This is a genomic window from Methylorubrum sp. SL192 (genome assembly GCF_026672325.1).
Lineage (GTDB): Bacteria > Pseudomonadota > Alphaproteobacteria > Rhizobiales > Beijerinckiaceae > Methylobacterium > Methylobacterium extorquens.
In genome coordinates, this window is record NZ_JAPPQV010000003.1 from 4,536,868 (window position 1) to 4,558,835 (window position 21,968).

The 21,968-nt window shown below is 67.3% G+C and carries 19 protein-coding genes and 3 pseudogenes; 13 read left to right on the plus strand and 9 right to left on the minus strand.

Annotated elements, in window-relative coordinates:
* The first annotated feature begins 6 nt into the window (after positions 1–6).
* The 4 genes from OVA30_RS21800 (at position 7) to OVA30_RS21815 (ending at position 4,518) form a co-directional block, all read left to right on the plus strand.
* Entirely contained in the window at positions 7–1,332 is a 1,326-nt protein-coding gene (locus OVA30_RS21800; protein ID WP_268176882.1) for a M16 family metallopeptidase, read from the plus strand.
* A 16-nt stretch (positions 1,333–1,348) separates the two neighbouring features.
* Positions 1,349–2,626, plus strand: a complete 1,278-nt coding sequence (locus OVA30_RS21805) for a M16 family metallopeptidase (RefSeq protein ID WP_268176883.1) — start codon at positions 1,349–1,351, stop codon at positions 2,624–2,626.
* A gap of 118 nt (positions 2,627–2,744) precedes the next feature.
* Positions 2,745–3,851, plus strand: coding sequence for a TlpA family protein disulfide reductase (locus OVA30_RS21810; RefSeq protein WP_268176884.1), 1,107 nt, complete (start codon positions 2,745–2,747; stop codon positions 3,849–3,851).
* Positions 3,852–3,906: 55 nt separating this feature from the next.
* Complete coding sequence (locus OVA30_RS21815; protein WP_268176886.1) at positions 3,907–4,518, plus strand: LysE family translocator; 612 nt, start codon at positions 3,907–3,909, stop codon at positions 4,516–4,518.
* Between the two features lie 264 nt (positions 4,519–4,782).
* Here the strand turns inward: OVA30_RS21815 and rocF are convergent, their stop codons facing one another.
* The 8 genes and pseudogenes from rocF to OVA30_RS21855 form a co-directional block, all read right to left on the minus strand.
* A complete protein-coding gene (gene rocF, locus OVA30_RS21820; RefSeq protein WP_442786121.1) occupies positions 4,783–5,709 on the minus strand; it encodes an arginase in 927 nt (308 codons plus the stop codon).
* 2 nt (positions 5,710–5,711) lie between these two features.
* Positions 5,712–6,905 (minus strand): PLP-dependent cysteine synthase family protein, encoded by a 1,194-nt coding sequence (locus tag OVA30_RS21825; protein WP_268176887.1) that lies wholly within the window; start codon positions 6,903–6,905, stop codon positions 5,712–5,714.
* The gene (locus tag OVA30_RS21830) at positions 6,902–7,258 is read right to left on the minus strand and encodes an STN domain-containing protein (RefSeq protein ID WP_268176889.1); all 357 of its coding nucleotides are present in this window, start codon (positions 7,256–7,258) and stop codon (positions 6,902–6,904) included. Before OVA30_RS21830 ends, OVA30_RS21825 begins: the two co-directional genes overlap by 4 nt.
* Before the next feature lie 274 nt (positions 7,259–7,532).
* Positions 7,533–8,504 (minus strand): FecR family protein, encoded by a 972-nt coding sequence (locus tag OVA30_RS21835; protein ID WP_268176890.1) that lies wholly within the window; start codon positions 8,502–8,504, stop codon positions 7,533–7,535.
* 18 nt (positions 8,505–8,522) lie between these two features.
* Complete coding sequence (locus OVA30_RS21840; protein ID WP_268176891.1) at positions 8,523–9,041, minus strand: sigma-70 family RNA polymerase sigma factor; 519 nt, start codon at positions 9,039–9,041, stop codon at positions 8,523–8,525.
* A gap of 338 nt (positions 9,042–9,379) precedes the next feature.
* Positions 9,380–9,760, minus strand: a pseudogene (locus OVA30_RS21845) (integrase core domain-containing protein); the annotation flags it as partial.
* A 12-nt stretch (positions 9,761–9,772) separates the two neighbouring features.
* Positions 9,773–10,048, minus strand: a pseudogene (locus OVA30_RS21850) (IS5/IS1182 family transposase); the annotation flags it as partial.
* A gap of 385 nt (positions 10,049–10,433) precedes the next feature.
* Positions 10,434–12,392 carry an AI-2E family transporter gene (locus OVA30_RS21855; RefSeq protein ID WP_268176892.1) on the minus strand — a complete coding sequence of 653 codons (1,959 nt, stop codon included), beginning with the start codon at positions 12,390–12,392 and terminating at the stop codon, positions 10,434–10,436.
* Between the two features lie 179 nt (positions 12,393–12,571).
* On the opposite strand from OVA30_RS21855, the gene OVA30_RS21860 reads away from it, so the two are divergent.
* The 7 genes and pseudogenes from OVA30_RS21860 to OVA30_RS21890 all read left to right on the plus strand — a co-directional run.
* Entirely contained in the window at positions 12,572–14,074 is a 1,503-nt protein-coding gene (locus OVA30_RS21860) for a helix-turn-helix transcriptional regulator (RefSeq protein WP_268176894.1), read from the plus strand.
* A gap of 139 nt (positions 14,075–14,213) precedes the next feature.
* Positions 14,214–14,396 (plus strand): hypothetical protein, encoded by a 183-nt coding sequence (locus tag OVA30_RS21865; protein ID WP_268176895.1) that lies wholly within the window; start codon positions 14,214–14,216, stop codon positions 14,394–14,396.
* 101 nt (positions 14,397–14,497) lie between these two features.
* Complete coding sequence (locus tag OVA30_RS21870; RefSeq protein WP_003598482.1) at positions 14,498–14,758, plus strand: GlsB/YeaQ/YmgE family stress response membrane protein; 261 nt, start codon at positions 14,498–14,500, stop codon at positions 14,756–14,758.
* Between the two features lie 48 nt (positions 14,759–14,806).
* Positions 14,807–15,781, plus strand: coding sequence for a PhnA-like protein (locus tag OVA30_RS21875; protein ID WP_238508711.1), 975 nt, complete (start codon positions 14,807–14,809; stop codon positions 15,779–15,781).
* Positions 15,778–16,269: a YsnF/AvaK domain-containing protein gene (locus tag OVA30_RS21880; protein WP_015857289.1), complete on the plus strand. Its 492-nt coding sequence runs from the start codon at positions 15,778–15,780 to the stop codon at positions 16,267–16,269. The genes OVA30_RS21875 and OVA30_RS21880 overlap by 4 nt, the downstream gene beginning before the upstream one ends.
* Positions 16,266–17,150 (plus strand): YsnF/AvaK domain-containing protein, encoded by an 885-nt coding sequence (locus OVA30_RS21885; protein WP_268176896.1) that lies wholly within the window; start codon positions 16,266–16,268, stop codon positions 17,148–17,150. The genes OVA30_RS21880 and OVA30_RS21885 overlap by 4 nt, the downstream gene beginning before the upstream one ends.
* Before the next feature lie 269 nt (positions 17,151–17,419).
* Positions 17,420–17,554, plus strand: a pseudogene (locus OVA30_RS21890) (IS1 family transposase); the annotation flags it as partial.
* A gap of 328 nt (positions 17,555–17,882) precedes the next feature.
* On the opposite strand, the gene OVA30_RS21895 reads toward OVA30_RS21890, so the two are convergent.
* Positions 17,883–18,791: a LysR family transcriptional regulator gene (locus OVA30_RS21895; protein WP_209688344.1), complete on the minus strand. Its 909-nt coding sequence runs from the start codon at positions 18,789–18,791 to the stop codon at positions 17,883–17,885.
* 94 nt (positions 18,792–18,885) lie between these two features.
* On the opposite strand from OVA30_RS21895, the gene OVA30_RS21900 reads away from it, so the two are divergent.
* Together OVA30_RS21900 and OVA30_RS21905 are read left to right on the plus strand one after the other, a co-directional pair.
* Positions 18,886–19,767 carry an aldo/keto reductase family oxidoreductase gene (locus OVA30_RS21900; RefSeq protein ID WP_268176897.1) on the plus strand — a complete coding sequence of 294 codons (882 nt, stop codon included), beginning with the start codon at positions 18,886–18,888 and terminating at the stop codon, positions 19,765–19,767.
* A 449-nt stretch (positions 19,768–20,216) separates the two neighbouring features.
* A complete protein-coding gene (locus tag OVA30_RS21905; RefSeq protein ID WP_268176899.1) occupies positions 20,217–21,668 on the plus strand; it encodes a sensor domain-containing diguanylate cyclase in 1,452 nt (483 codons plus the stop codon).
* Positions 21,669–21,968: the final 300 nt, after the last annotated feature.

Sequence of the window (21,968 nt, forward strand, 5' to 3'; positions counted from 1 at the left end):
AAGACCATGACACGTCATACGCGACCGCTTCGGACCGACATCCCGGAGGCGGCCGGCTCCTCCGTCGCGCCGCCGGTCGTGAGCGGCCGGCTCGACAACGGGATGGAGGTGCTCGTCCTCCCGAGCTACCGGAGCCCGATCGTGACGCACACGATCTGGTACCGGAACGGTGCGATCGACGATCCGCCCGGCAAGTCCGGGACCGCCCACTTCTTGGAACACCTGATGTTCAAGGGAACGGAGCGGTATCCCACCGGCCATTTCAGCAAGGGCGTCTCGGCCGTGGGCGGCGAGGAGAACGCGTTCACGAGCTGGGCCTACACCTGCTACTTCCAGAAGATCCCGGCCGGGCACCTGCGAACCTGCATGGCCTACGAGGCCGACCGCATGCGCGGCCTGCGCTTCGACGAGGGTGAGATCGCTTCCGAGCGCGACGTCGTCCTCGCCGAGCGCGGCATGCACGACGACTCGAACCCCGCGCGCCTTCTTCAGGAAGCGCTCCACGCGGCCGCGTTCCCGGCCCACCCCTGCGGGCGGCCGATCATCGGCTGGCGCCACGAGATCGAAACCCTCGGCCGCGCCGATGTCGAGGCCTATTACCGGCGCTTCTACAGGCCCGACAACGCCATCCTCATCGTCGCGGGCGACGTCGAGCCGGTCGCTGCGTTGGATATGGCCGCGGAGATCTACGGCGTGATCCCCCGCGACGAGGGGCCGCTCGATCGGTCCCATCCGATCGATCCGCCGCGGCGGGGCCGTCATCGCCTGACCGTCGCCGAGCGATCGGTCCGCCAGCCACGGCTGCGTCGGCTCCACGTCGTGCCCTCGCCCCGCCTCGCCGCGCCCGGCGAGGCCGAGGCGCTAGAGCTCCTGGCCTATCTCCTGGCCGGGGACGAGACCTCCGTCCTCCATCGCCGGCTCGTGGTCGAGACCTCCCTCGCGACCTCCGTCGGCGCCGGCTACATGGGCGACCTCTTCCGCGACCGGACGCTGTTCGCCATGAGCGGCACGCCCAATGCCGGCATCACGCCGGAGCAGCTCGATACGGCCATCGACGGGATCGTCGCGGAACTGACCGGGACCGGCTTTTCGGAACAGGATCTCGCCCGCGCCAAGCGGCAGACGGTGGCGGGCGCGGTCTACGAGCAGGACGATCAGTCCACCCTCGCCCAGCGCTACGGCGCGTTCCTGTGCTGCGGCCTGTCCCATGAGGACATCGCGCTCTGGCGCTCCCGCGTCGAGGCCGTGACGGGCGATGACCTCCTGCGCGCGCTCCGGCACCTCGACCCGCGCAATGCGGTCTCCGGGCATCTCATCGAAGCAGCGGCCTGAACGGGCGGAGTCTCCCATGACGATCCATGTCGGCAGCATCGCTGCCTCATCCTCCCTGGCGTCCCGCGTGCAGGTGGTCCGCAGCCCCGGCGGCGTCGAGGCCCTCCTCCTCGAAGACCACGCGCTGCCACTCGTCTCGATGGCGTTCGGCTTCCGGGGCGGCGCGGCCCTCGACGAGGACGGCAAGGCCGGAACCGCGCGGATGGTGGGCGGCCTCCTCTGCGAGGGAGCCGGCCCCTACGACGACCAAGCCTTTCAGGTCGCGCTCGCGGACCGGGCGATCCAGCTTTCGTTCGGGATCGAGCGGGACCGGCTCACCGGTTCGCTCCTGACGCTCGCCTCGGATCTGGATCAGGCCTGCGGTTTGCTGGGCACGGCCCTCAGGGAGCCGCGCTTCGCCGTGCCCGAGCTGGAGCGCCGCCGCGGGGTCTACGCGGCGGAGCTGCGCCGCAGCCTGAATCAACCGGGGGCCGTCGCCGACACGATCTTCTGGGAGCGCGGCTTCCGCGGCCACGCCTATGGCAGGCCACCCGGCGGCACGCTGAGCGACCTCCCGGCGATCGATCGGGAGGCCGTCGTCGCGCTCCACGCCGCGCTCGTCACCCGCACGTCGCTGCGCATCGCCGTCGTCGGGGCCGTGAGGCCGGAGGATCTCGCAGCCGCCCTCGACGAGGCGTTCGCTGGCCTTCCGGAAGGCTCGGCCCACTCCCTGCCGGAGACGGCCCTCGGGGGTGTCGGCGAGAGCATCACCCAGTTCGTCGAGAGTCCTCAATCGAGCGTCTTCTTCGGACGCCCCGCCATCCCGATGCACGATCCGGACTTTCCCGCCGCGATGGTGATCAACCACTGCCTCGGCGGCAGCCCGTCCGCCTCCCGCCTCTTCGCCGAGCTGCGGGAGAAGCGCGGGCTCTGCTACTCCGTCTGGACGGGTTTCGACGTTTCAGAGGGGGTCGCCTCCCTCGTCGGCTCCACCTCGACGCCCAACGAGCATGTCGGCCAAAGCGTCGAGCTGATCGGGAGCGAGATCGGGCGGCTCGCGCAGGACGGCCTCGACGACGACGAGATCGACGCGGCTCGCCGCTATCTGATCGGCTCTCACGCGGTGCGTCTCGATACCTCGGCCGCGATCACCCGCCTGCTTCTGGCGATGCAGTTCGACGGGCGCTCCCTGTCCTGGCTCGACGAGCGCGGACCCCGCCTCGCGGCGGTGACGTCGCAGGACATCACACGTGCGACCGCCCGCCTCTTCGGCGACGGTGGCTTGCTTGTCGTCAGCGCCGGCGGAGCGCGCTGAGCCGGAGACCCGGACGACTGGCGCACGAAGCAGCCGCGCCTTCCGCCCCTGCCCATCCTCACACGATCCGGACCGCTCGGGCGAGCGGCCGGCGAGACAGCAAGAGAAAGCTTTTCCGATGTCGCGGCTCGAACTCCTGGTCGGTGATCCGGCCCCTGCCTTTCCCACGGCCGTGTTTCTCAAGGGCACGCCGTTCTCCGCCTTCGAGCCCGGCCACGTCTACGTCGTGGAGTGCTGGGCCACCTGGTGCGGACCGTGCCTGTCGACCATCCCCCACCTGACGCAGATGCAGAAGGATCATCCGGACGTTCGCTTCGTCGGGGTTGCGGTGTGGGAGGACGACATCAAGTCCGTCCGCGCCTTCGTTGCCGAGAAAGGCGACGAGATGGGGTACGCGGTGGCCTTCGACGTCGGGGAGCCGGCCGCGAGCGGGGGCTGGATGCCGCATCACTGGCTGCTCCCCGCCTATCAGAACGGCATTCCCACCGCCTTCATCGTCGATCGCGAGGGTCGCATCGCGTGGATCGGCCATCCGGCGGTCATGAAAGAGGTTCTGCCGTCCGTGGTTGACGGCACCTTCGATATCCGGGCGGCCACGGACCGGTATGCCGCCTGGATCCGGGAGAGCATGACTCGCGAGAAGTCGGCCCTTCAGGCGGCGGTGCAGAGCCATCTGAAGGCGGATGATAACGCTGGCGCCATCCAGGCCTACGATGCCGCCATCGCCGAATGCCCGCGCCTGGAATCCGAGGTGGGGCTGGAGAAGCTGCGGCTCCTCCTTCGGACCCCTGATTCCGCGGCCCTGGCCTACGGGAGCCGCCTGGTCACGACCTTCGGCTCCGACTTCCCCTTCCTGAAGCGGGCGACCGCATCGGAGATCGTCGGCGCGCTGGAGGACGACACCGTTCTGCACCAACGGCAGCCGCTCGCCCGGTTCGTCATCGACCTCATCCGGAATCTCGAGGCGGAGAAGAGCGAGGAGGACGCTTACGAAGCCTGCGTCCGCGCGCGCTGCCTCGCGATCGCCTTCCTGGAGGAAGGCCAGCCGGCCGAAGCCCTCCGCCAGGCCGAGGCGGCCATCGTTCACGGGCGGACGGCCGACCTTCACGAGAGAGCGCTCGACGGTCTCCAGTCCCTGGTGGACCGCTGCGCCGGCAGCGTCGCGACCCACAGCCCGAAGACGCCGACCGTGGTCTGCGACGGGGATGTCTGCCGCATCGTCTGAGCTCCGGCCTCCGTCATCCGCCGACTCGCCACCACTCGAAACGCCTCACGATTCCATGACCTTCCAGACCTGGCTCGCCTTCGCGGCGGCGTCCTGCATCGTGCTCGCGATACCGGGACCCACCGCCCTCATCATCATGCGGTACGCCGCTGGGGGCGAGCGCGACCGGGTCGCGCGTGTCATCGTAGGGGCCGTTCTCGGCGACGCCGTCGCGCTGACGATCTGCAATCTCGGTCTCGGTGCGCTGCTCGCCACCTCCACCGGGATCGTCACCATCCTGAAGGCTGCGGCGGCGGCCTACCTGATCGGACTCGGCCTCAAGGGCCTGTTCGGCCGCGGGCCCGTGACCGAACAGGCCCGGCCCCGCGGCGGGCGCCCGTTCCTTGGCGCCTTCCTAGTGACCGCCCTGAACCCGAAGGGCATCGCCTTCTTCTGCGTCCTGCTTCCCCAGTTCGTCGACGGGAGCGCGCCGATCCTGCCGCAGCTCGCCATCCTGCAGGCGACGTTCTGCGTTCTCTCCCTCATTGCCGCTTTGATCTGGGCGCTGGCCAGCATGTCGCTGCATCGCGCGGTCGTACACGGTCCCGGCGGCCGCCTGCTCCAACGCGTCAGCGGGGTGGTCCTGATCTGCACGGGGATCGCGCAGGTGTCCGGGCGAGCGGCCTGAAGCGCCCGGTAAAGCGCGCCGTCCCGGTGGCTCGCCTGAACCCGGCGGGAGGGTCCTAGAGGAAACCCTCACCGGCGAGGCGCGAACGGCAGGCTCGACCCGTTCGAACGGTACGGCCTCCCATGACCCGGCCCATTCAGGCCCCCGCGGACGAAGCGTCCCGCTATGTCGGGAGCGACATCCAATCCGGCGCCCTGGCGGCCGACCTGCACCGGGTCGTGGCCCGAGGCGTCCTCAAGCCCGCGCGGGCCTCTCCCGAACCTCTCAGTAGCTCCGGGTCGGACGGTCGAGCACCGCGCGGCCCATCAGACTCGCGGCGAGATCGACCATGACGATGGCGGTGCGGCCGCGCTCGTCCAGGAAGGGGTTGAGTTCGACGAGGTCGAGGCTGCCGACCAGGCCGGAATCGTGGAGCATCTCCATGATCAGGTGGGCTTCGCGGAACGTGGCCCCGCCCGGCACCGTGGTCCCGACGCCCGGAGCAATGGAGGGATCGAGGAAGTCGACGTCGAGGCTGACGTGCAGGCGCCCGCCCGCCTGCGCGACCCGCGCGAGGAAGGGCGCGAGGAGGGCGACGACGCCGTGCTCGTCGATCGCCCGCATGTCGTGAACCGTCAGCGCGGTCCCGGCCAGCGCCGCGCGCTCGGCCGGATCGAGACTGCGCGTTCCCATCAGGCAGACGTTGTCGGGAGAGATCGGAACGGGCGGCGGCGGCAGGAAGCCGGAGAAGCCCGGCCGGCCCGTGGCGTAGGCCAACGGCACGCCGTGCAGGTTGCCGCTCGTCGTGGTGTCGAGGCTATGGAAATCCGCGTGTGCGTCGAGCCACAGGACGAAGAGCGGCCGCCCTTCCTCGGCGGCGCGTCGGCTCATGCCCACGAGGGTGCCGGCCGAGAGGCTGTGGTCCCCCCCGAGCAGGATCGGGATGCGCTCGGCGCTCTCCGCGTAGCTGAGCGCCGCGAGCTTCGCGGTCCAGGCCGTGAAGGCTGCCAAGTCGTGTATGGCCGGGTTAGGATGGGGCCGGCCCTCTCCCGGCACCACCGAGAGATCGCCGAGGTCGCGGATGTCGAGCCCGAGGTCCCGCAAGGCCTCGTGCAGGCTCGCGGCGCGGTAAGCGCTCGGGCCCATGTCGCAGCCGCGGCGGTCGGTCCCCTCGAAGGCTCTGGCTCCGATCAGGGTGCAGCATCGCATCATGGTTATTGCTCCGACGACCGGGTCGCGGAGCTTGATCCGGTTTCACGATACGGATGCGCCGACGCCGCCGGCCCCGCTTCAGCGCACGGCGCACACCCGGTCGTCAGGAAGCGCATCATGGCATCCCGCGGGCCATCGACGTCGAGGCCCCGCGCCCGAATCCAGTCCGGGTCGAGATGGGTCCCGCGATACCGCTCGCCGGAATCGCACAGCAGCGTCACCACCGAGCCGCTCCGGCCCTGCGCGGCCATCTCGGAGATCAGCTCGGCCGCCGCCCACAGGTTCGTTCCGGTGGAGGCACCGCAGGAGCGTCCGATCACCTCCGTCAGCGCCCGCGCCGCGCCCAGACTCGCGGCATCCGGCACCGCGACCCAGCGATCGATCAGCGAGGGCAGGAACGAGGGTTCCAGCCGCGCCCGCCCGATGCCCTCGACGACCGAGGCGGTGCCGGACCGGGCGGTGACCGACGGGTCGGCGAGGTGTCGGTGGAACACCGAGGCGTCCGGGTCGGCCAGGCACAGGCGGGTGGCGTGGCCGCGGTAGCGGAGGTAGCGCCCGATCGTCGCCGATGTGCCACCGGTACCGGCCCCCACCACGATCCAGTCCGGGACCGGGTGACGCTCTCGCGCCATCTGCTCGAAGATCGACTGAGCGATGTTGTTGTTGCCCCGCCAGTCCGTTGCCCGCTCGGCGTGGGTGAACTGGTCCATGTAGAGCCCGCCGGTCTCCTCGGCGATCCGGATCGCCTCGGCATAGACAGCGCCCGGATGCTCGACGAAGTGGCAACTCCCGCCGTACCGGGCGATCTCGGCGACCTTGGCCGGCGCGGTCGAGGCCGGCATCACCGCCACGAAGGGCAGATCCAGCATCTGGGCGAAGTAAGCCTCGGACACCGCCGTCGAACCGCTCGACGCCTCCACGATCGTGGTGCGCGGCCCGATCCGGCCGTTGCACAGGCCGTAGAGGAACAGGGAACGGGCCAGCCGATGCTTCAGGCTGCCGGTCGGATGCGTCGACTCGTCCTTCACGTAGAGATCGATGCCCGCCGAACCGCCGAGCGGCACACGGAGGAGATGGGTGTCGGCGCTGCGTGCGGCCTCAGCGGCGATGGAATCGACGGCGTCGCGGAGCCAGGAGCGATCGAAGGAGGGCCTGACTCCTCCGATTTCGGGGGCGGAATGAAGCGGAACGCTCACGGCCGGGCCCCCGTCGGGTGCTTGGCGGCCCCCGATGGGTCGGGCGCCGCGGCGGACGTCAGATCGTCGGTTCCTGCCGCGGCCGAGCGCGCCGCGATGCGGCGTACGGTCAGGGAGCCGCCTGCCCCCTTGGCGATCTGCAGATCGGTACCCGCGAGGGCACGCGCCAGGGCGGCCTCGACGGTCTCGTAGCTGCGGATCGGGCCGACCATGCGTCCGCGCGCCAGGTCGGCCGGGAACACGATCGAGCGCCGGCCTTGCAGAGCGATCCGGGTCAGAACCGTGGCGAGGGGGCCGCGCGGGAAATCGAAGAACCGCACTTCCTCCGCCCGTCCGGAACCGGTCGTCAGCATCACCCCGACGGCCGCCGCCCATGCGAGATGCCTCTCCCGCGTTCGCCCCGGCCTGCTCCCCATTCCCGGCCCCATCCTCTTCCGTTCCCCTCCCTGATGTCGAGCGAGGGCGGAAAAGCGTCACCGATCCGAGGGCGAAACCTCTGCGACCGGAGCGCGCGTGTCGGATGGCAGCCGAGGGGCCGACGACGCATCAGGCGACGCGAGCATCGGCTTTTATCGGAGGTCGGCGGCCAGCTTTACCGGCGCCGATGCTGAGGCTCGATGACTTCGGTCAGGCCGCCGCGGCGCGTGGGCCGAGCGAAACCCAGTAATGTGTGAGGCGGCTGATCGACAGATCGAGGGATTCCGCCAGAGCGTCCAGGGCCGCGCTCGGATCCTTGAGCGAGAAGACTCCCGTCACGCGCAGCGCCGAGACGGAGGGGTCCACCCGGATGACTCCGGGAAAGTATGGGCGCAGCTTGTCGACGATCGCGGCGAGCGGTCGGTCCTTGGCCACAAGCAGCCCGTCCAGCCACGCCGTTGCGGCGTCCCGATCCGCAACGAGACGGTGCAGGCGACCGTCACCGAATTCGAGGAGGTCGCCCGGGGCGACCGCTTGCGGGCCCTCCGCGCCAAGGCCGGCGAGTTCGCCCGTCCCCTGCACCCCGGTGACCGTCACGACCTCGTTTCGGTCTTCGAGAACGAAGATTCCGGCCTGCGCGCGTAGGGTCAGAGGGCCGACGGTGACGTGGAAGGGGGTGGCCCGGGAGGCGATGCGCACGAGCACCTCGCCGCTCACAAGCTGGATGCCCCTCAACCCGGGCTCGTAGCGCAGGTTCATCGCCGTCCTCGGCGAGAGGACGGTCTCGCTGCCGTCCGCCAAGGGAACGCTCCGGTTCTGGGCGGTGAGGGTGACGTGATCGGCCAGGACACCGCCGAGAGGAACGAAACGGTTGAGGAGGCTCCCGCCGGCCGCCCCGGCTCCGAGCACGGCGCACAGCCCGGTCAGCAGCGTGCGGCGGGTCGGAGAACGCCCCCGCCGGCGTGCCAGTAGATCGGGCTGCAGCCGATGGCGGGAGGCGATGCCGTAGGGCATCATTCCGCCCTGAAGGCGAATCCAAGCTGCCTCGTTGAGCGGGTCGGCCTCCAGCCAGGCCTCGAAGGCCCGGATCTGATGCTCGGACATGGGGCCCGAGCCCATCTCCACCATCCAGCCGACGGCAGCCTCGGCTCGCGGGTCCTCGAGTTGGTCGACCCCCGACATGGTTCGCACTTCCGACTGTCAGCCCTGGTTGGCGGTTGCCAGATACGTGGCGCGCAACCCCTGTGCAACGTACTTGCGCACCATGCTGACGGAGACGCCCAATTCCGCGGCAATGTCCGCGTAGGGGGCACCCTCGACCTGGCTGAGCAGGAACGCCCTGCGTGCCTTGTCGGACAGGGTGGACAGCATCGCGTCGATCGCCTGCAGAGCTTGTACGACGATGAGCCGCTCTTCGGCCGAAATATCCAGGGATTCGGGCAAGGCCGCCAACTCGGCCTCATAGCTGCGCCGCACGTCGTCTCGGCGCCTCGCATCGCAGATCAGCCGGCGGGCGACCGTCGTCATCAGTGCGCGCGGCTCGCGGACGGCGCCGAGATTCGGCATCGTCAGCAGTGCAATGAAGACGTCGGAGGCGAGATCTTCTGCCGAGGACACCGTCCAGCGCTGCCGGCCCAGCCAGCGCATCAGCCAGCCGTTGTGCTTGCGGAACAACCCATCGAGCGCCGCGCGATCCTCAACAACCACGGATGTCGCCATCCTACACTCCAAGTGTCTTCAGGCGCCTGTCCTTGGTCGAAGGAACAGGCGACCACGCATATCAAGCTCGTTCCCGTTTGATGCGTGTGGAGCACATCGTGTGCCAACCACGATTTGACCACGCCGCATGCTGGAACCCTCGCGGCCAGCATATGAGCCAACGGAACGCATTCGTACTATCGCAAGCAGGTGCACAAGTTTTCTTATGCAGTCCAGATCGAAGATAGACAAAAGAATATCGTTTTCCTTATTCCTGTGCGGTTAGAATATTTGACTGATATTGTAGTAAAATCCAGTTTCGATCGTGATCCACCCCCACTGAGGCGGTCCGGCCTAAGTTATGGCTTTCGAGTCACTTGAAGTTGACCCTGTTTCTGGTCCAGGTTCTCTGCAGGTTCTTGGGATGTGACAGCGCGATCGGCGAAGGCTCGGTGCGTCAAGCCACCCAGGGCCGTAAGAGGTCGATCGTCGTTGCCGTGGCACCTCCCGCCCTCAATGCACTCACGCGCATCCGCCAGCGACAGGAACCACCAAACGTTTTGGCATTCCGCTCGTAGGCGGCCGCTGAGAAAATCGACATAGGCGATGTTGGTCGGCTTCCTCGGCGGGGAGACGTCGATCTCGACCCCGTTCAGGTCCGCGCATTGGTCGAGCCTGCGCCTGGCAAATTCCGCCCCGTTGTCGACGCGCAGGCTCTTGGGCCGACTCCGCAGCCGGACTCGATCGCAGACTCATAAAGTTCGCAGACAGACGCGCAGGGATGCGAGCTTGATACTGGTGAGGAAGTTGTCGGGATCTTTGTCGTAGCGCGTGGCAACGGGGCGGAAGCGCTCGACCAAGTTGCGGTACTCCTACAGGAGCGGGCTGAAGGCCACCATCGGCTTGCGGTTGAAGATCGGCTTCACGTTCGCCGAGGCGCCCTGCTCCGTTGCTCTCTTGCAGTTGCTGCTGGCGGCTTGAACGACGTTGATAGCGCCCGCACCGGACTGAGGCGGTACGGTTGAGCGGCATTCTCGCCCAAAGTGTGTGAGGTTGCCGTCGACGCGAGTAGGGCAGTGACGCGATCACCCAACAGACAACCTGGCAACTTTCGTCGCCAAGCGCAGATCTCTGCTTTCGCGGCAGAAGTGAGTGCCGTTCGCGATCAAACTGCGAAGGTTCAAACGTCGCCCGCAATCCTGGACCTCGATGAGCGTTTAGCGCGTGAGCTCGTTCAGGGTCTCGTGCAATCTACCATCGCGCGAGAGAGCGATGCAGTCGCGCGCCTTCAGGAGTTTCGCACGCTGCAGCTTGCCGCCATCGCGATGTCACAAGACGCCACCGTTGCGCAAACTGCCGAGCAGCTCCTCCGCGCTGCTGATTTCACAGAGAAGTGCTCGCTCCCACCCGAGTTCAAGCCGCCCGATCGACAGTTTCGGAACCGTCTGTCGCAGCCTCGAGGCAGGCCTCAACGGCCTGCCGGAGCGAGGAAACGTAGACGTCGGCTCCGACCTGCCGACCGAGGGAGGCATCCGTCAGCACCTTCTCGCCCTCGGGCCACAACCCGACCAGCAGCTTCACGGTGGGCGCCTTCTTCCGGAGCCGCTCTAGAAGGTAGCGCAGGTTAGCCGGGCTGCCGGTGATGTCGAGGTAGGAGATGCACACCATCGCCACTCCCGTCAGATCTAGGCTCCGGATCTGCTCGCGTGAGACGTCACCGTACGGAACCACGCGGGCCTCAAGTCCATGCTTGCGCAGCAGCTGGGCCAGCATGGCCGAGGAGGCCTCGTCGAGGGGGCCGCGCCCAGCAACGCACAGCACCGGTGTTTCGCCCCGCCACGACTCGGGTAGCATCTCGCGCGGCGGCGCCTGCCCAGGGACGGCCTCGCTCTTGAAGTGCGTCCGCTCGGCCAGCGTCGGCGTCTCATTCGGGTTGACCGCTTTGTCCTCGCCTGACGGCTCGACGTCGGGTCGATCCTCGAAATCCTCGACGAGCGAGCGTGCCGAAGCGCGGATGTTCTCCAGCTGCGCCGGCGTCACGACGCCGCGAGCGTAGTCGTTGGCGGCGAGCTGAAGCCCTTTCAGCGCCACCTCGTCATAGTAGGAGGACAGCGAGCGCTCTTTCAGTATGGCCTCGCCGAGGTCGCGTGCCTCGTCCGGGTCTCCGGCCAACATGCGCTGATAGAAATTCTCCACCGGCGTCAGCGGCGGCCGGTCGCCGAGAATGATGTCGAGGAACTCCAGGCTGTCGACGTGCCGCCCGAGCACCACGAGGCACACGGTGAAGGGCGTGGCCAGGATCAGGCCGATGGGCCCCCACAGGAACCCCCAGAACAGGGTCGAGACAATAACCGCGAAGGGAGAGAGGCCAGTCGAGTGCCCGTAGAGCAGCGGCTCGATCACGTGCCCGAACAGGGGCTCGACCACCAGGAACAGGATGGCCGTCGCGATGACCATGGACCAGCCTGGGTCGACGGCGGCGGCCAGGGCAAGGGGGAACAGGGCCGAGAGGAAGGCGCCGATATAGGGCACGAAGCGCATCAGCGCGGAGAACACGCCCCATAGGAGCGGATTGGGCACGCCGATGAACCAGAGACCGAGGCCGATGATGAAGCCGAAGGTCGCATTCATGCCAAGCTGGGCCAGGAAGTATGTGCCAAGCCGGCCGGCCGCGTCGTCCATGGCCATGGTCGTCCGGTGCAGGTCACCCGATCCGAACAGGCGGATCATTCGGTTGCGCAGGTCTTCTCGCTGGAGCAACAGGAACACGACCACGACGAGGACGATGCCGACCGTGGTCAACGGCTCGACGATGGGACCGAGCACCTTCTCGGCGAGGGTAAAGGGTGACGGATCAGGCTCCTGAACCTTGACGAGTTGAGCCTTCGGCGTGTCGCCTGCGGGACCTGTCGACGCTGCGGTACCGGCGGCATCCGCCTTCTGCGTGGCGTTATGGACTTGGTGGTTGAAGCGCTGGAAGATCCGGCTGGCATTGCCGAGCCAACCTGCCTGCAGCCCGGCGAACTTCTTCTGCACGGTGGCTTGGTATTGCGGCAGGTCGCCGGCGAGCCCCGCGACCTGGGTACCGATAACGGCTCCAATGCCGCCGATGACCGCGAGCGCGAGCAGTACGGCGACGATGACCGATGGCACTCGACCGAGCCTGAGTCGGCGCAGCAGATTGACGACAGGAGCCAGGACGAAGCTGAGGAGAACCGCCAGCACAAGCGGGATGAACACCTCACGCCCGAAGTAGAGGGCTGTCACGAGCACGACGCCGACGGCGAGGGTCAGGAGCCCGCGCAAACCGGGCACCAAGGGGGGCGGCACCTGGGCCGGTGGGCGCGGGGCGGCGGCTTCGTCGATCAGCATGCGGCGTAAAACCTCTCGATGCTGCGCCGATGCTCCCGGCACACTGCGTTCAACGCTGCCGAGAGGCTTTCGTCTCCCGTTTCCGCAGGGGCATCTCGCATCACAGCTCGACATCAACGCTCGCTTTGTGACCTGCGCGGGCGCGGCGGCGTTGTCCGTTCAGACGGCGGAGACGCGAGATGACGGATCGTAGCGACCGGATGCGGCAGGTCGTGGCCGGCTTGAGTGAGGGTGTCATCCTGATCGAGCCGGATCAGACCATTTCCTACGCCAACGGGGCCGCGCTCACGATGCACGGCGTGGCCGCGCTCGATGAGCTCGGCGAGACGGTCGCCGAGTACCGGCGCAACTTCGTGCTGGAGTATCGCAGCCACGCCGATATCGGCCCGCTTCAGCATCCCGTCGAGCGACTGCTGACGGGTGAGCTCTTCCGGGACACGGTCGTCGAAGTCCACCACTTCCGCGCTCCGGAGCAGCGATGGATGCACCGCATCCGCTCCCTCGTCACCACCGACAGCGAGGGCCAACTGACCGGCTTGGCGCTGGTGATGCAGGATGTCAGCGACCGATACGAGGCCGAGGCCCGTTTCGAGGACATGTTCCGGGCCAACCCGGCACCGGCCCTGGTCTGCCGCTTGGCGGACCTGCGCTACGTCAAGGTCAACCAGGGTTTTCTCGACCTGACCGGCTATGCCCGTGATCAAGTGCTCGGCCACTCCTTCTGCGAGATCGACCTGCTGACGCAGGCAGAGTGTCGGGCGCTCGCCGTCGAACGCCTGCACGCTGGCGACACCATCCCGCAGATGGAAGCCTGCCTGAATGTGCCCGCCGATAGTGAGAAGTACGTCATCGTCGCTGGCCATCCCATCCGAATGCCCGGCGGCGAGCGCTGTATGCTGTTCACCTTCGCCGATCTGGAGGATCGCCGCAAAGCCGAGATGGAGCTGAAGCTCAGCGAGGAGCGCTTCGCCAAGGCCTTCCAGCTCAGCCCGGTTCCCACCGCCCTCCTCAGCACGGACGCATTGCTGGCCTCGAACGTCAACGAGGCCTTCGCTGCCATGTTCGGAGATCCGGGCAGCCACCGGTCCGGAACGGTGGGTGGGACCGTCGCTGCGCAGGACAGCCTCTGGGTGGAGGAGGCCGAGCAGGCCCGATTCAAGCGCACGCTGAAGCAGGCGGGGCAGGTCCGAGGCTTCGAGGCGCGCCTGCGTAACCGGGAAGGTGAGATCCTCGACTGCCTGGTCTCGGCCGAGCCGGTGCGCATCAACGGCGAGACCTTCGTCCTCTGCGCGATGCAGGACATCACCGCTCGCAAGCGCACGGAGACGGAGCTGATCGCCGCCATCGAGACGGTCATGGCGGACGCGTCCTGGTTCAGCCATGGCGTCATCGAAAAGCTGGCGTTGATGCGCAACCCGCCGCCACCCGGCAAGCCGGCTGCTCTCGTCGAAAAGCTCACACGTCGCGAGCGCGATCTGTTGCTCGGCATTTGCAAGGGCGCCACCGACTCGGAGATCGCGGCCGAACTCGGCTTATCCCTGAGCACAGTGCGCAATCATCTCGCCAGCCTCTATCGCAAGATCGGGGTCAATCGCCGGAGCGCCGTCGTGGTCTGGGCTAGAGAGCGAGGCATCGGCGAGTTTGCACCGAATGGAAACACGAAGCCGGGAAAATTAGGCTAGAAACACCAACCCGATTAGTTTGAAATATTAATATGTAAATCTCCGGAACATCGGTTGTTTGGCCGGTTTATGGCTGTAGTAGCTCTGCTCGGCTCGAGCATCTCAGAAGTGATCGCAAGATCAACACGAGGTGCGGGCCATGGGCAAGGGCCGCAAGGTTCTGTCGAATGACCACGCGCGTGCCCTGATCAAGCAGGCCGTTGCCATAGTCTTCGGTGACGCACGGGCGGAGGCGGAAGCCGCGGCCGAGATCGCGACCATCGAGGCGGTGCACGTCCAGACAGCGCCGAAACCGAGACGCTTTCGCCGCCCGCCCATCTAGGCGGCGGCCCAACGCAACCGCGCCCGCTCGATCCGAGTCATCGCGCACCGTGCACCGGAGCGGTCCGGCGCGATGTCGCGCGACCATCAGGAGCCACGCCCATGTCTCTCCTCGCCTGGATCATTCTCGGCCTCGTCGCCGGCTTCGTCGCGAGCCGGATCGTCAACAACACCGGCCAGGGGCTCGTCGTCGACATCCTGCTCGGCATCGTCGGCGCCGTCGTCGGCGGCTTTCTGTTCAACCAGTTCGGTCAGCCGGGCGTCTCCGGGCTCAATCTCTACAGCCTGCTGGTGGCCGTCGTCGGCGCCGTCGTGGTGCTTTGGCTCTACCACGCCCTGATCGACCGCCGCCGGGTGCTCTGATCCTACCCCGCCGCCCTTCGCCGCCCTTTCCCACTTCAGGAGTCCGCCATGGCCACCGTCACAGACCCAGTCCGCGGACCGGGTGACCGCGACATACATGACCGCCACGTGCCGCAAACCAGTATGGTCGCCCCGGCCGAGGACCTGCGTACCGTCGCGCTCAATCAGATATCCTGGGGCGCCGTCTTCGCCGGTGCCGTTGCAGCCCTGGTCCTACAAGTGATCCTGAACATGCTCGGCCTCGGTGTCGGCCTCTCGACGGTCGACCCGGCCGGAGACGGCACGCCGGGCGCCAGTTCGCTCGGCATGGGCGCAGGGTTGTGGTGGGTGGTCTCCGGCATCCTCGCTTCCGCTGCCGGCGGCTATCTCGCTGGGCGCCTGTCGGGCAAGCCTTCGAAATCCACCACCGGCTACCACGGCCTGACCTCCTGGGCGGTCACCACCTTGGTGATCTTCTACCTGCTCTCCTCGGCCGTGAGCGGCCTCGTGGGGGGCGCCTTCAACACCGCGTCCGGTGCCGTGGGCGGTCTCGGCCGAGCGGCCGGCGGCTCGATCCAGACTGTGGCGCAGACGGCAGCGCCGTCGTTGAGCAAGATCTCGGATCCCTTTTCCAGCATTGAGAACCAGCTCCGCTCCGGCGCCGGTGGCCAGGATCCGGCCGCGCTCAAGGACGCAGCCGTCAGCGCCATGCGCGCGGCGGTCACCGGGGACGATGCCCAACAGGCGCAAGCCTCGGAGAAGGCGGCGCAGGCGCTCGCCAAGGCACAGAACATCCCGGTGGAGCAGGCCCGGACCCAGGTCCAACAGTACATCCAACAGTTTAAGGAAGCGACGGCCAAGGCCAAGGAACAAGCCAAGCAGGCAGCGGACACCGCGGCCCGCACCGCTTCGCAGGCCGCGCTCTACGGGGCCCTGGCGCTGATCCTCGGCGCGCTGGCCGCCTACTTCGCCGGTCGGAGCGCGGCGGTCGATCCGACGGTCACGCGGACCGTCGGCGTCCCGGTCAGGCAGCCCCGCGCATGAGCGCGGACCCGACCAAGAACGACCCGCACGGGCTCGGGACGGCAAGCCGGCCTGCAGCCGAACTCGCGGTCGGCGAGACTGAGACAATCCCGGTTATCGAAGAGACCGCCCGCATCGACAAACGGGTGGTCGAGAAAGGCCGGGTTCGGGTGCAGACCCGCACCGAAACCACCGACGACGTGCTCCGCGAGACCCTGCGCAGCGACGTCGTCGGCGTGACCCGGATCCCGATCGACCGGGTCATCGCGGAGGGCGAGGTCGCCCCAACGATCAGGACAGAGAATGGGGTGACCATCATCCCGGTCCTGGAGGAAGTCCTCGTCGTCGAGAAGCGCCTCATCCTCAAGGAAGAGGTGCACATTCGCCAGACCACTTCGGGTGAGGCGGTCGAGGTTCCGGTGACGCTGCGCAGGCAGCACGCCGTGGTCGAACGCGTGTCCGCCGACGGGCACGTCAGCGAAATCCCCCCCAAGGAGCAGACCCCATGACCCAGACCATCACCGCCATGTATGACAACCGCGCCGAGGCCGAAGCCGCCCAGGCCAAGCTCGTGGCTGCGGGCATCCCGCAATCCTCGATCAAGCTGCTCGCGGGCACGCAGACGGCCCAGGCTGGCACGAGCCAGGGCTACGATCACACCCGCGACGAGGGTGGCTTCTGGGCCTCGCTCAAGGATGCCTTCATGCCGGAAGAGGACCGCTACACCTACAGCGAGGGCCTGAGCCGTGGTGGCACGCTCCTGACCGTCACGGCCGAGGCTTCGCATGTCGACCGGGCGATGGACATCCTGGAGGAGAACGGCTCGGTCGATCTCGACGAGCGCGAGGCAACCTGGCGCAAAGAAGGCTGGAGCGGCTACGGCGCCACGACCACCAGCGGAGCCTCGTCGGCGACCGCGGGCACGACCTCGTCTGCCAGCACGGCAACGGCTGCCGGCGCCACCTCAGCGCGCGGCACAGCGACGGGCGAGACGGACTACATCCCGGTCGTCGAGGAGCGGCTCAACGTCGGTAAGCGCGTGGCCGAGCATGGCCGAGTGCGGGTCCGATCCTACGCGGTCGAGACGCCCGTCAACGAGCAAGTGAACCTGCGCGAGGAGAACGTACAGGTCGAGCGCCGCTCCGTGGACCGCCCGGTAACGGCAGCCGACGAGGCCCTGTTCGCGGATAGGACCATCGAGGCCACGGAGCGCCGCGAGGAGGCGGTGGTGTCGAAGGACGCCCGCGTCGTCGAGGAGGTGGGCATCCGCAAGGACGCGTCCCAGCGGACCGAGACCATTACAGACAAAGTGCGGCGCACCGAGGTGGAGGTCGAGGACGAGCGCGGCAACGTCAGCCGCACCGGCGCGGACACGCGTAAACCCGTGTGAGGAAACGATCCGGGAACGGCGCCAAGCCGTTCCCACCCTCTCCTCTATCTGTCGCTGCTCTTCGGCCTTCCTATCAAACATCCTGGGTTCTGACCGTTCACGCGAGGCGCAGAGAAGGAGCTGAACTAGCACCGGGCGGGCGGCGCAGTACTTCGACGCTCCGCGGTTCTTACTGCATCAGAGCCTTCGGTAATGACGTGCAGTTCATGAAGCTCTACGGCGCCCCGCCGGGCGCCACGCAAGGCCGCTACAGCCCCGCCGAATGCACCGGCATTCGTAAGACCACCGTCGAGGGAAAGCCCGACGACGCGCACGTGTCCACGTTCTACGTGGAGCAGCAGAACCTGACGATGCGGATGCACATGCGCCGTTTCACCCGGCTCACGAACGCATCTTCGAAGAAGGCGCGGTCTTGCTCGGAGATGTGGGAGAAGTCCGTCAGGTGGTCGGTCGCCAGTTCCTCGCAGCGCAGCTTCTCCCCAAGCCGCGTCGCATGGGCAGTCACCGCCTGCTGACGTTGTCGCCGTTGCTTTCAAGTCCGCTTCTGCCTTCCGATCGGACATTCGAGCCGGCAGGGCGGAAGGTGCGCAGGGGAAAACGAGATCGCGCGCGGCACTGGTGCCCGTGCGATGGTTGCGACCGGCGCAGAGAGCGGCCCGGGCTCCTCCTCGGCGCCGTTCTCATCCACCACTGAGGTGTTCGGCACCGGCCGACGAGACGCCTAGGCAGCCGTCAGCACGACCGGCGCGGCCGGCCGATGAAGTCGATGAAGGCTCGCAGTGGCGCCGGGAGATAGCGGCGCCCGGGATAATAGAGGAAGGGCCCCGAAAACGGTTGCCACCAGGGCTCCAGCACGGGCTCCAGTGCGCCGCTGTCGAGATGCGGCTGCAGCCAATCCTCGAACAGCGTGATGATGCCAACACCTGCGACCGCCGCGTCCACCGCGAGATCGGTCGCGGCTCCGACACGCACGATCAGCGGGCCGCTCGGATTGACACGGACGACCTCGCCGTCGCGCTCGAACTCCCAAGCTATCGTCGCGCCGCTCGCGAAACGTCCTCCGATGCAAGCGTGGTCCAGAAGCTCGCTCGGGTGTTGCGGGTGGCCATGGCGGTCAAGGTAGGCCGGCGCAGCCGCAGTGGCAAAGCGCTGCTGCCGGGGGCCGATTGGGACGGCGATCATGTCCTGCTCGAGCCGCTCGTCGTACCGGATGCCAGCATCACACCCTGCAGCCAATACGTCCACGAAGCTGTCCTCGGCGACCACGTCGAGGCGGATATCGGGGTAGGCCGCGAGGAAAGGCGGAACGATCCTGGGCAGCACCAAGCGCGCCGCGCTGACCGGCACGTTGAGCCGGAGCGTGCCGGCCGGCCGGTCGCGAAAGCCGTTGACGACGTCCAGCGCCGCTTCGACCTCGCCCAAGGCGGGGGTCAAACGCTCAAGGAGACGCGCGCCGGCCTCGGTCGGCGCGACGCTGCGCGTGGTGCGGTTGAACAGCCTAACGCCGAGGCGCGTCTCCAGCCGGCGCACCGCCTCGCTCAATCCGGAGGCGCTCGTGCCGCTCGCGCGGGCGCCTTCACGAAAGCCGCCTGCCTCCGCGACGGAGACGAAGGCGGCAAGATCGCCGAGATCCATCGCCATTGTTCGCAATCTCGCACAGCCTGTGCCGATTAAACCGTATTATCGCGCAATGCGGAAGGGTCTAAATCCTTACGCGCCGCAAAGGAGAGACCTGATGAGCGACTTCAACACAGCCGGCACCTACGCGCTGGGCGATCGCACCGTGAAGCGCCTGGGGTACGGGGCGATGCAACTCGCCGGGCCCGGGGTGTTCGGCCCGCCGAAAGACCCGGCGGAAGCCATCGCCGTCCTGCGGGAGGCGATCGCGAGTGGCGTGAACCACATCGACACCAGTGACTTCTATGGACCGCACGTGACCAACCAGCTCATTCGGGAGGCGCTTCATCCCTATCCGGATGACCTGACCATCGTCACCAAGATCGGGGCGAGCCGGGGCGCGGACGCTTCCTGGAACCCCGCCTACTCCGCCGAAGATCTTACAGGCGCGGTCCACGACAACCTGCGCAACCTTGGCGTGGACGTGCTCGACGTCGTGAACCTGCGCATCATGTTCGACGTGCACGGGCCTGCCGAAGGCTCAATCGAGGCGCCGCTCACGATCTTGGCTGACCTTCAGCGTCAGGGCCTTGTGCGTCACATCGGGCTCAGCAACGTGACTGCGGCTCAGTTCGCGGAGGGACGGTCCATCACCGATATCGTCTGCGTACAGAATGCCTACAACCTCGTGCACCGGGCTGACGACGCATTAATCGAGGAACTCGCGGCGGCCGGCACGGCCTACGTGCCGTTCTTTCCTCTCGGCGGCTTCAGCCCGCTGCAGTCGACAACCCTATCCGCGGTCGCCAAGCGGCTCGGGGCAACGCCGATGCAGGTAGCGCTTGCCTGGCTGCTTCGCCGCGCGCCCAACATCCTGCTGATTCCTGGCACCTCATCGGTTGCGCACCTGCGCGAGAACCTGGCCGCTGCCGACCTGACGCTGCCGGACGACGTGATGGTCGAGCTTGCCCAGATCGCGATGGCGACCAAAGTTGGTTAGGGTATCAGCTGACCCGGCCGCCCGTCGCCCACGCAGGAGCGTGGCGGGGCGGCGCCACCTTCCTGCTATGGGGCAGGTTCGGGCCAGCTGGAAGACTTAGCTAACCCGGATCGGAGACGCACTGATTGCTGTGCGCATGAGCCAACCTTGGACCGGTAAGGGCTGAAACGCCGCTCTCAACGCTTAGCGGCCGCTGTGAACGTCCGCTCCTTGGGACGTGGTGAGACAGAGCCGGACGACGAGACTCGGTAAAATGGGCGCCTGTCTGCACCACAGTGAGGCGAGGTGTAAGCGGACGCTTCGCGTCAACGACGACGCGGTGATCGCGAATTTGGAGCTCCACGGGGATCGATGAAACCTTGAGCAACGTCACGGGTGGTTAAACCCTGTCGTCGTACAGCCATCACCGCATTCTGCCTCGGCGAGGCTAGATGGGGGTGGAGCGGCACATGTCGGACAATCAGCGCGAGGCACTTCGCCAAAATGCGTTGGCCGAGATCGCCCTCCTCGACACGCCACCCGAGCGCGAGTTCGATATACTCGCGAAGCTTGCACAACGCATGCTTGGCACCGGCATGTCTTCGATCACCCTGATTGCCCCGGAGCGCCAATGGTTCAAGGCACGCTGCGGTCCCCTGGCACCGGAGACGACGCGGGCTCAGGCGTTCTGCCCAGTCGTGGTCGAGACCGAGGCGCCGCTCACCGTAGCGGACGCTCGCTTCGACCCTCGCTTCGCCGAAAGCCCATTTGTCACAGGCTCACCGTATATCCGCTATTACGCGGGCGTCCCGTTGCGGGTCCGGCGGCCAGACAGCGGCCACGTTACGATCGGCACGCTCTGCGTCCTTGACGAGCGGCCGCGCGAGCCGACCTCAACCGACTTGGAGGTTCTAGAGGAGTTGGCCTGCGTCGCCGAAGCCTTGATCGAGGCCCGGGCCGTCGCTCTCCGTGCTGCCAAGGCCGCCGAAGAGCACCGTCGAGCCGTAGAGCGGCTGGAGCGCGAACGCCGCCAATTCAAGCAGGCGGAGCGCATGGCCGACATGGGATCGTACCGATACGACATCGAGAAGCAGTTCACCCTCTGGTCGGACGGTGTCTTCGCCATCCACGAACGGCCCGTCAGCGCCGGTGTGCCGAACGGCGAGATCATGAACTATTTCCCCGAGCCCGATCGCTCCTTATTCGTCGCCGCGGTCAGGCGCACGCTGGACACGGGCGAGCCGTTCGAGATGGACGGCGACTTCATAACCGCCAAAGGCAACGCGCGGCGCGTGCGGTACTCCTGCGAGATCGAGTTGGCCAAGGGCAAACCCGTTGCCCTCATCGGTCTGATCCAGGACATCACCGAACGGCACGGCTTGGAGCAGCGCCTGCGCCACCTCGCTTGCACCGACGACCTGACCCAGTTGGCCAACCGGGCCGAGTTTCACCGTGTTCTCGATGGACGGCTGCACGAGGCGCGCGCTGCGGACGACGACGTGGCCGTGCTTCTGATCGACCTCGACGGCTTCAAAGGCGTCAACGACGTCCTCGGCCATGCAGCAGGCGACGCGGTGTTGCGCGGTGTCGCCGATCGGTTGCGCGCTTTTTGCGATGACGGTTGTCTTCCAGCTCGGCTGGGGGGCGACGAGTTCGCGGTCGTGATGCCGGCCGGTCTCGATCGCGTAGGACTTGATCGGAAGGTGCGGCGCCTCCTGCACGAACTTGAGATCGTCATGCACGGACATGGCCACATCGCCCGTGTGACGGGAACAATCGGTATCGCGTGGTCGAGCGCGGCCGCGCAGAACCGCGACGTCCTCCTTCGTCAGGCCGATGCGGCGCTCTACGCCGCCAAGCGCACACGGAAGGGAACGGCCCAGACCTATCAAGCCGGTGCGGACCACCGGATGGCTGGCTGAGAGCGTCCGCGCCGTGACGCGTGAGCCATGCCACCAATTGATAGAAAGTCAGCCTAGCGCGCATTCCGACGAAGTGGTGCCCGGTTCGCCGAAAGAATGCGCGTTGAAACAAAGAGCGAGAGACGCCGGCCTGATGCGATCAGGTCGGATACGGCTCTAGAAGGCGCGTACACCGCCGAGATCGTGCCCGGACGACGCTTACGGATTGAGTGGCTCGAAGGGGGACCGTCCGCGCGGGCGCAGCGTCAAGACTCGTCAGCCCACCCTCTGCAGGCATCGACCCGGCGATCGAGCGGACCC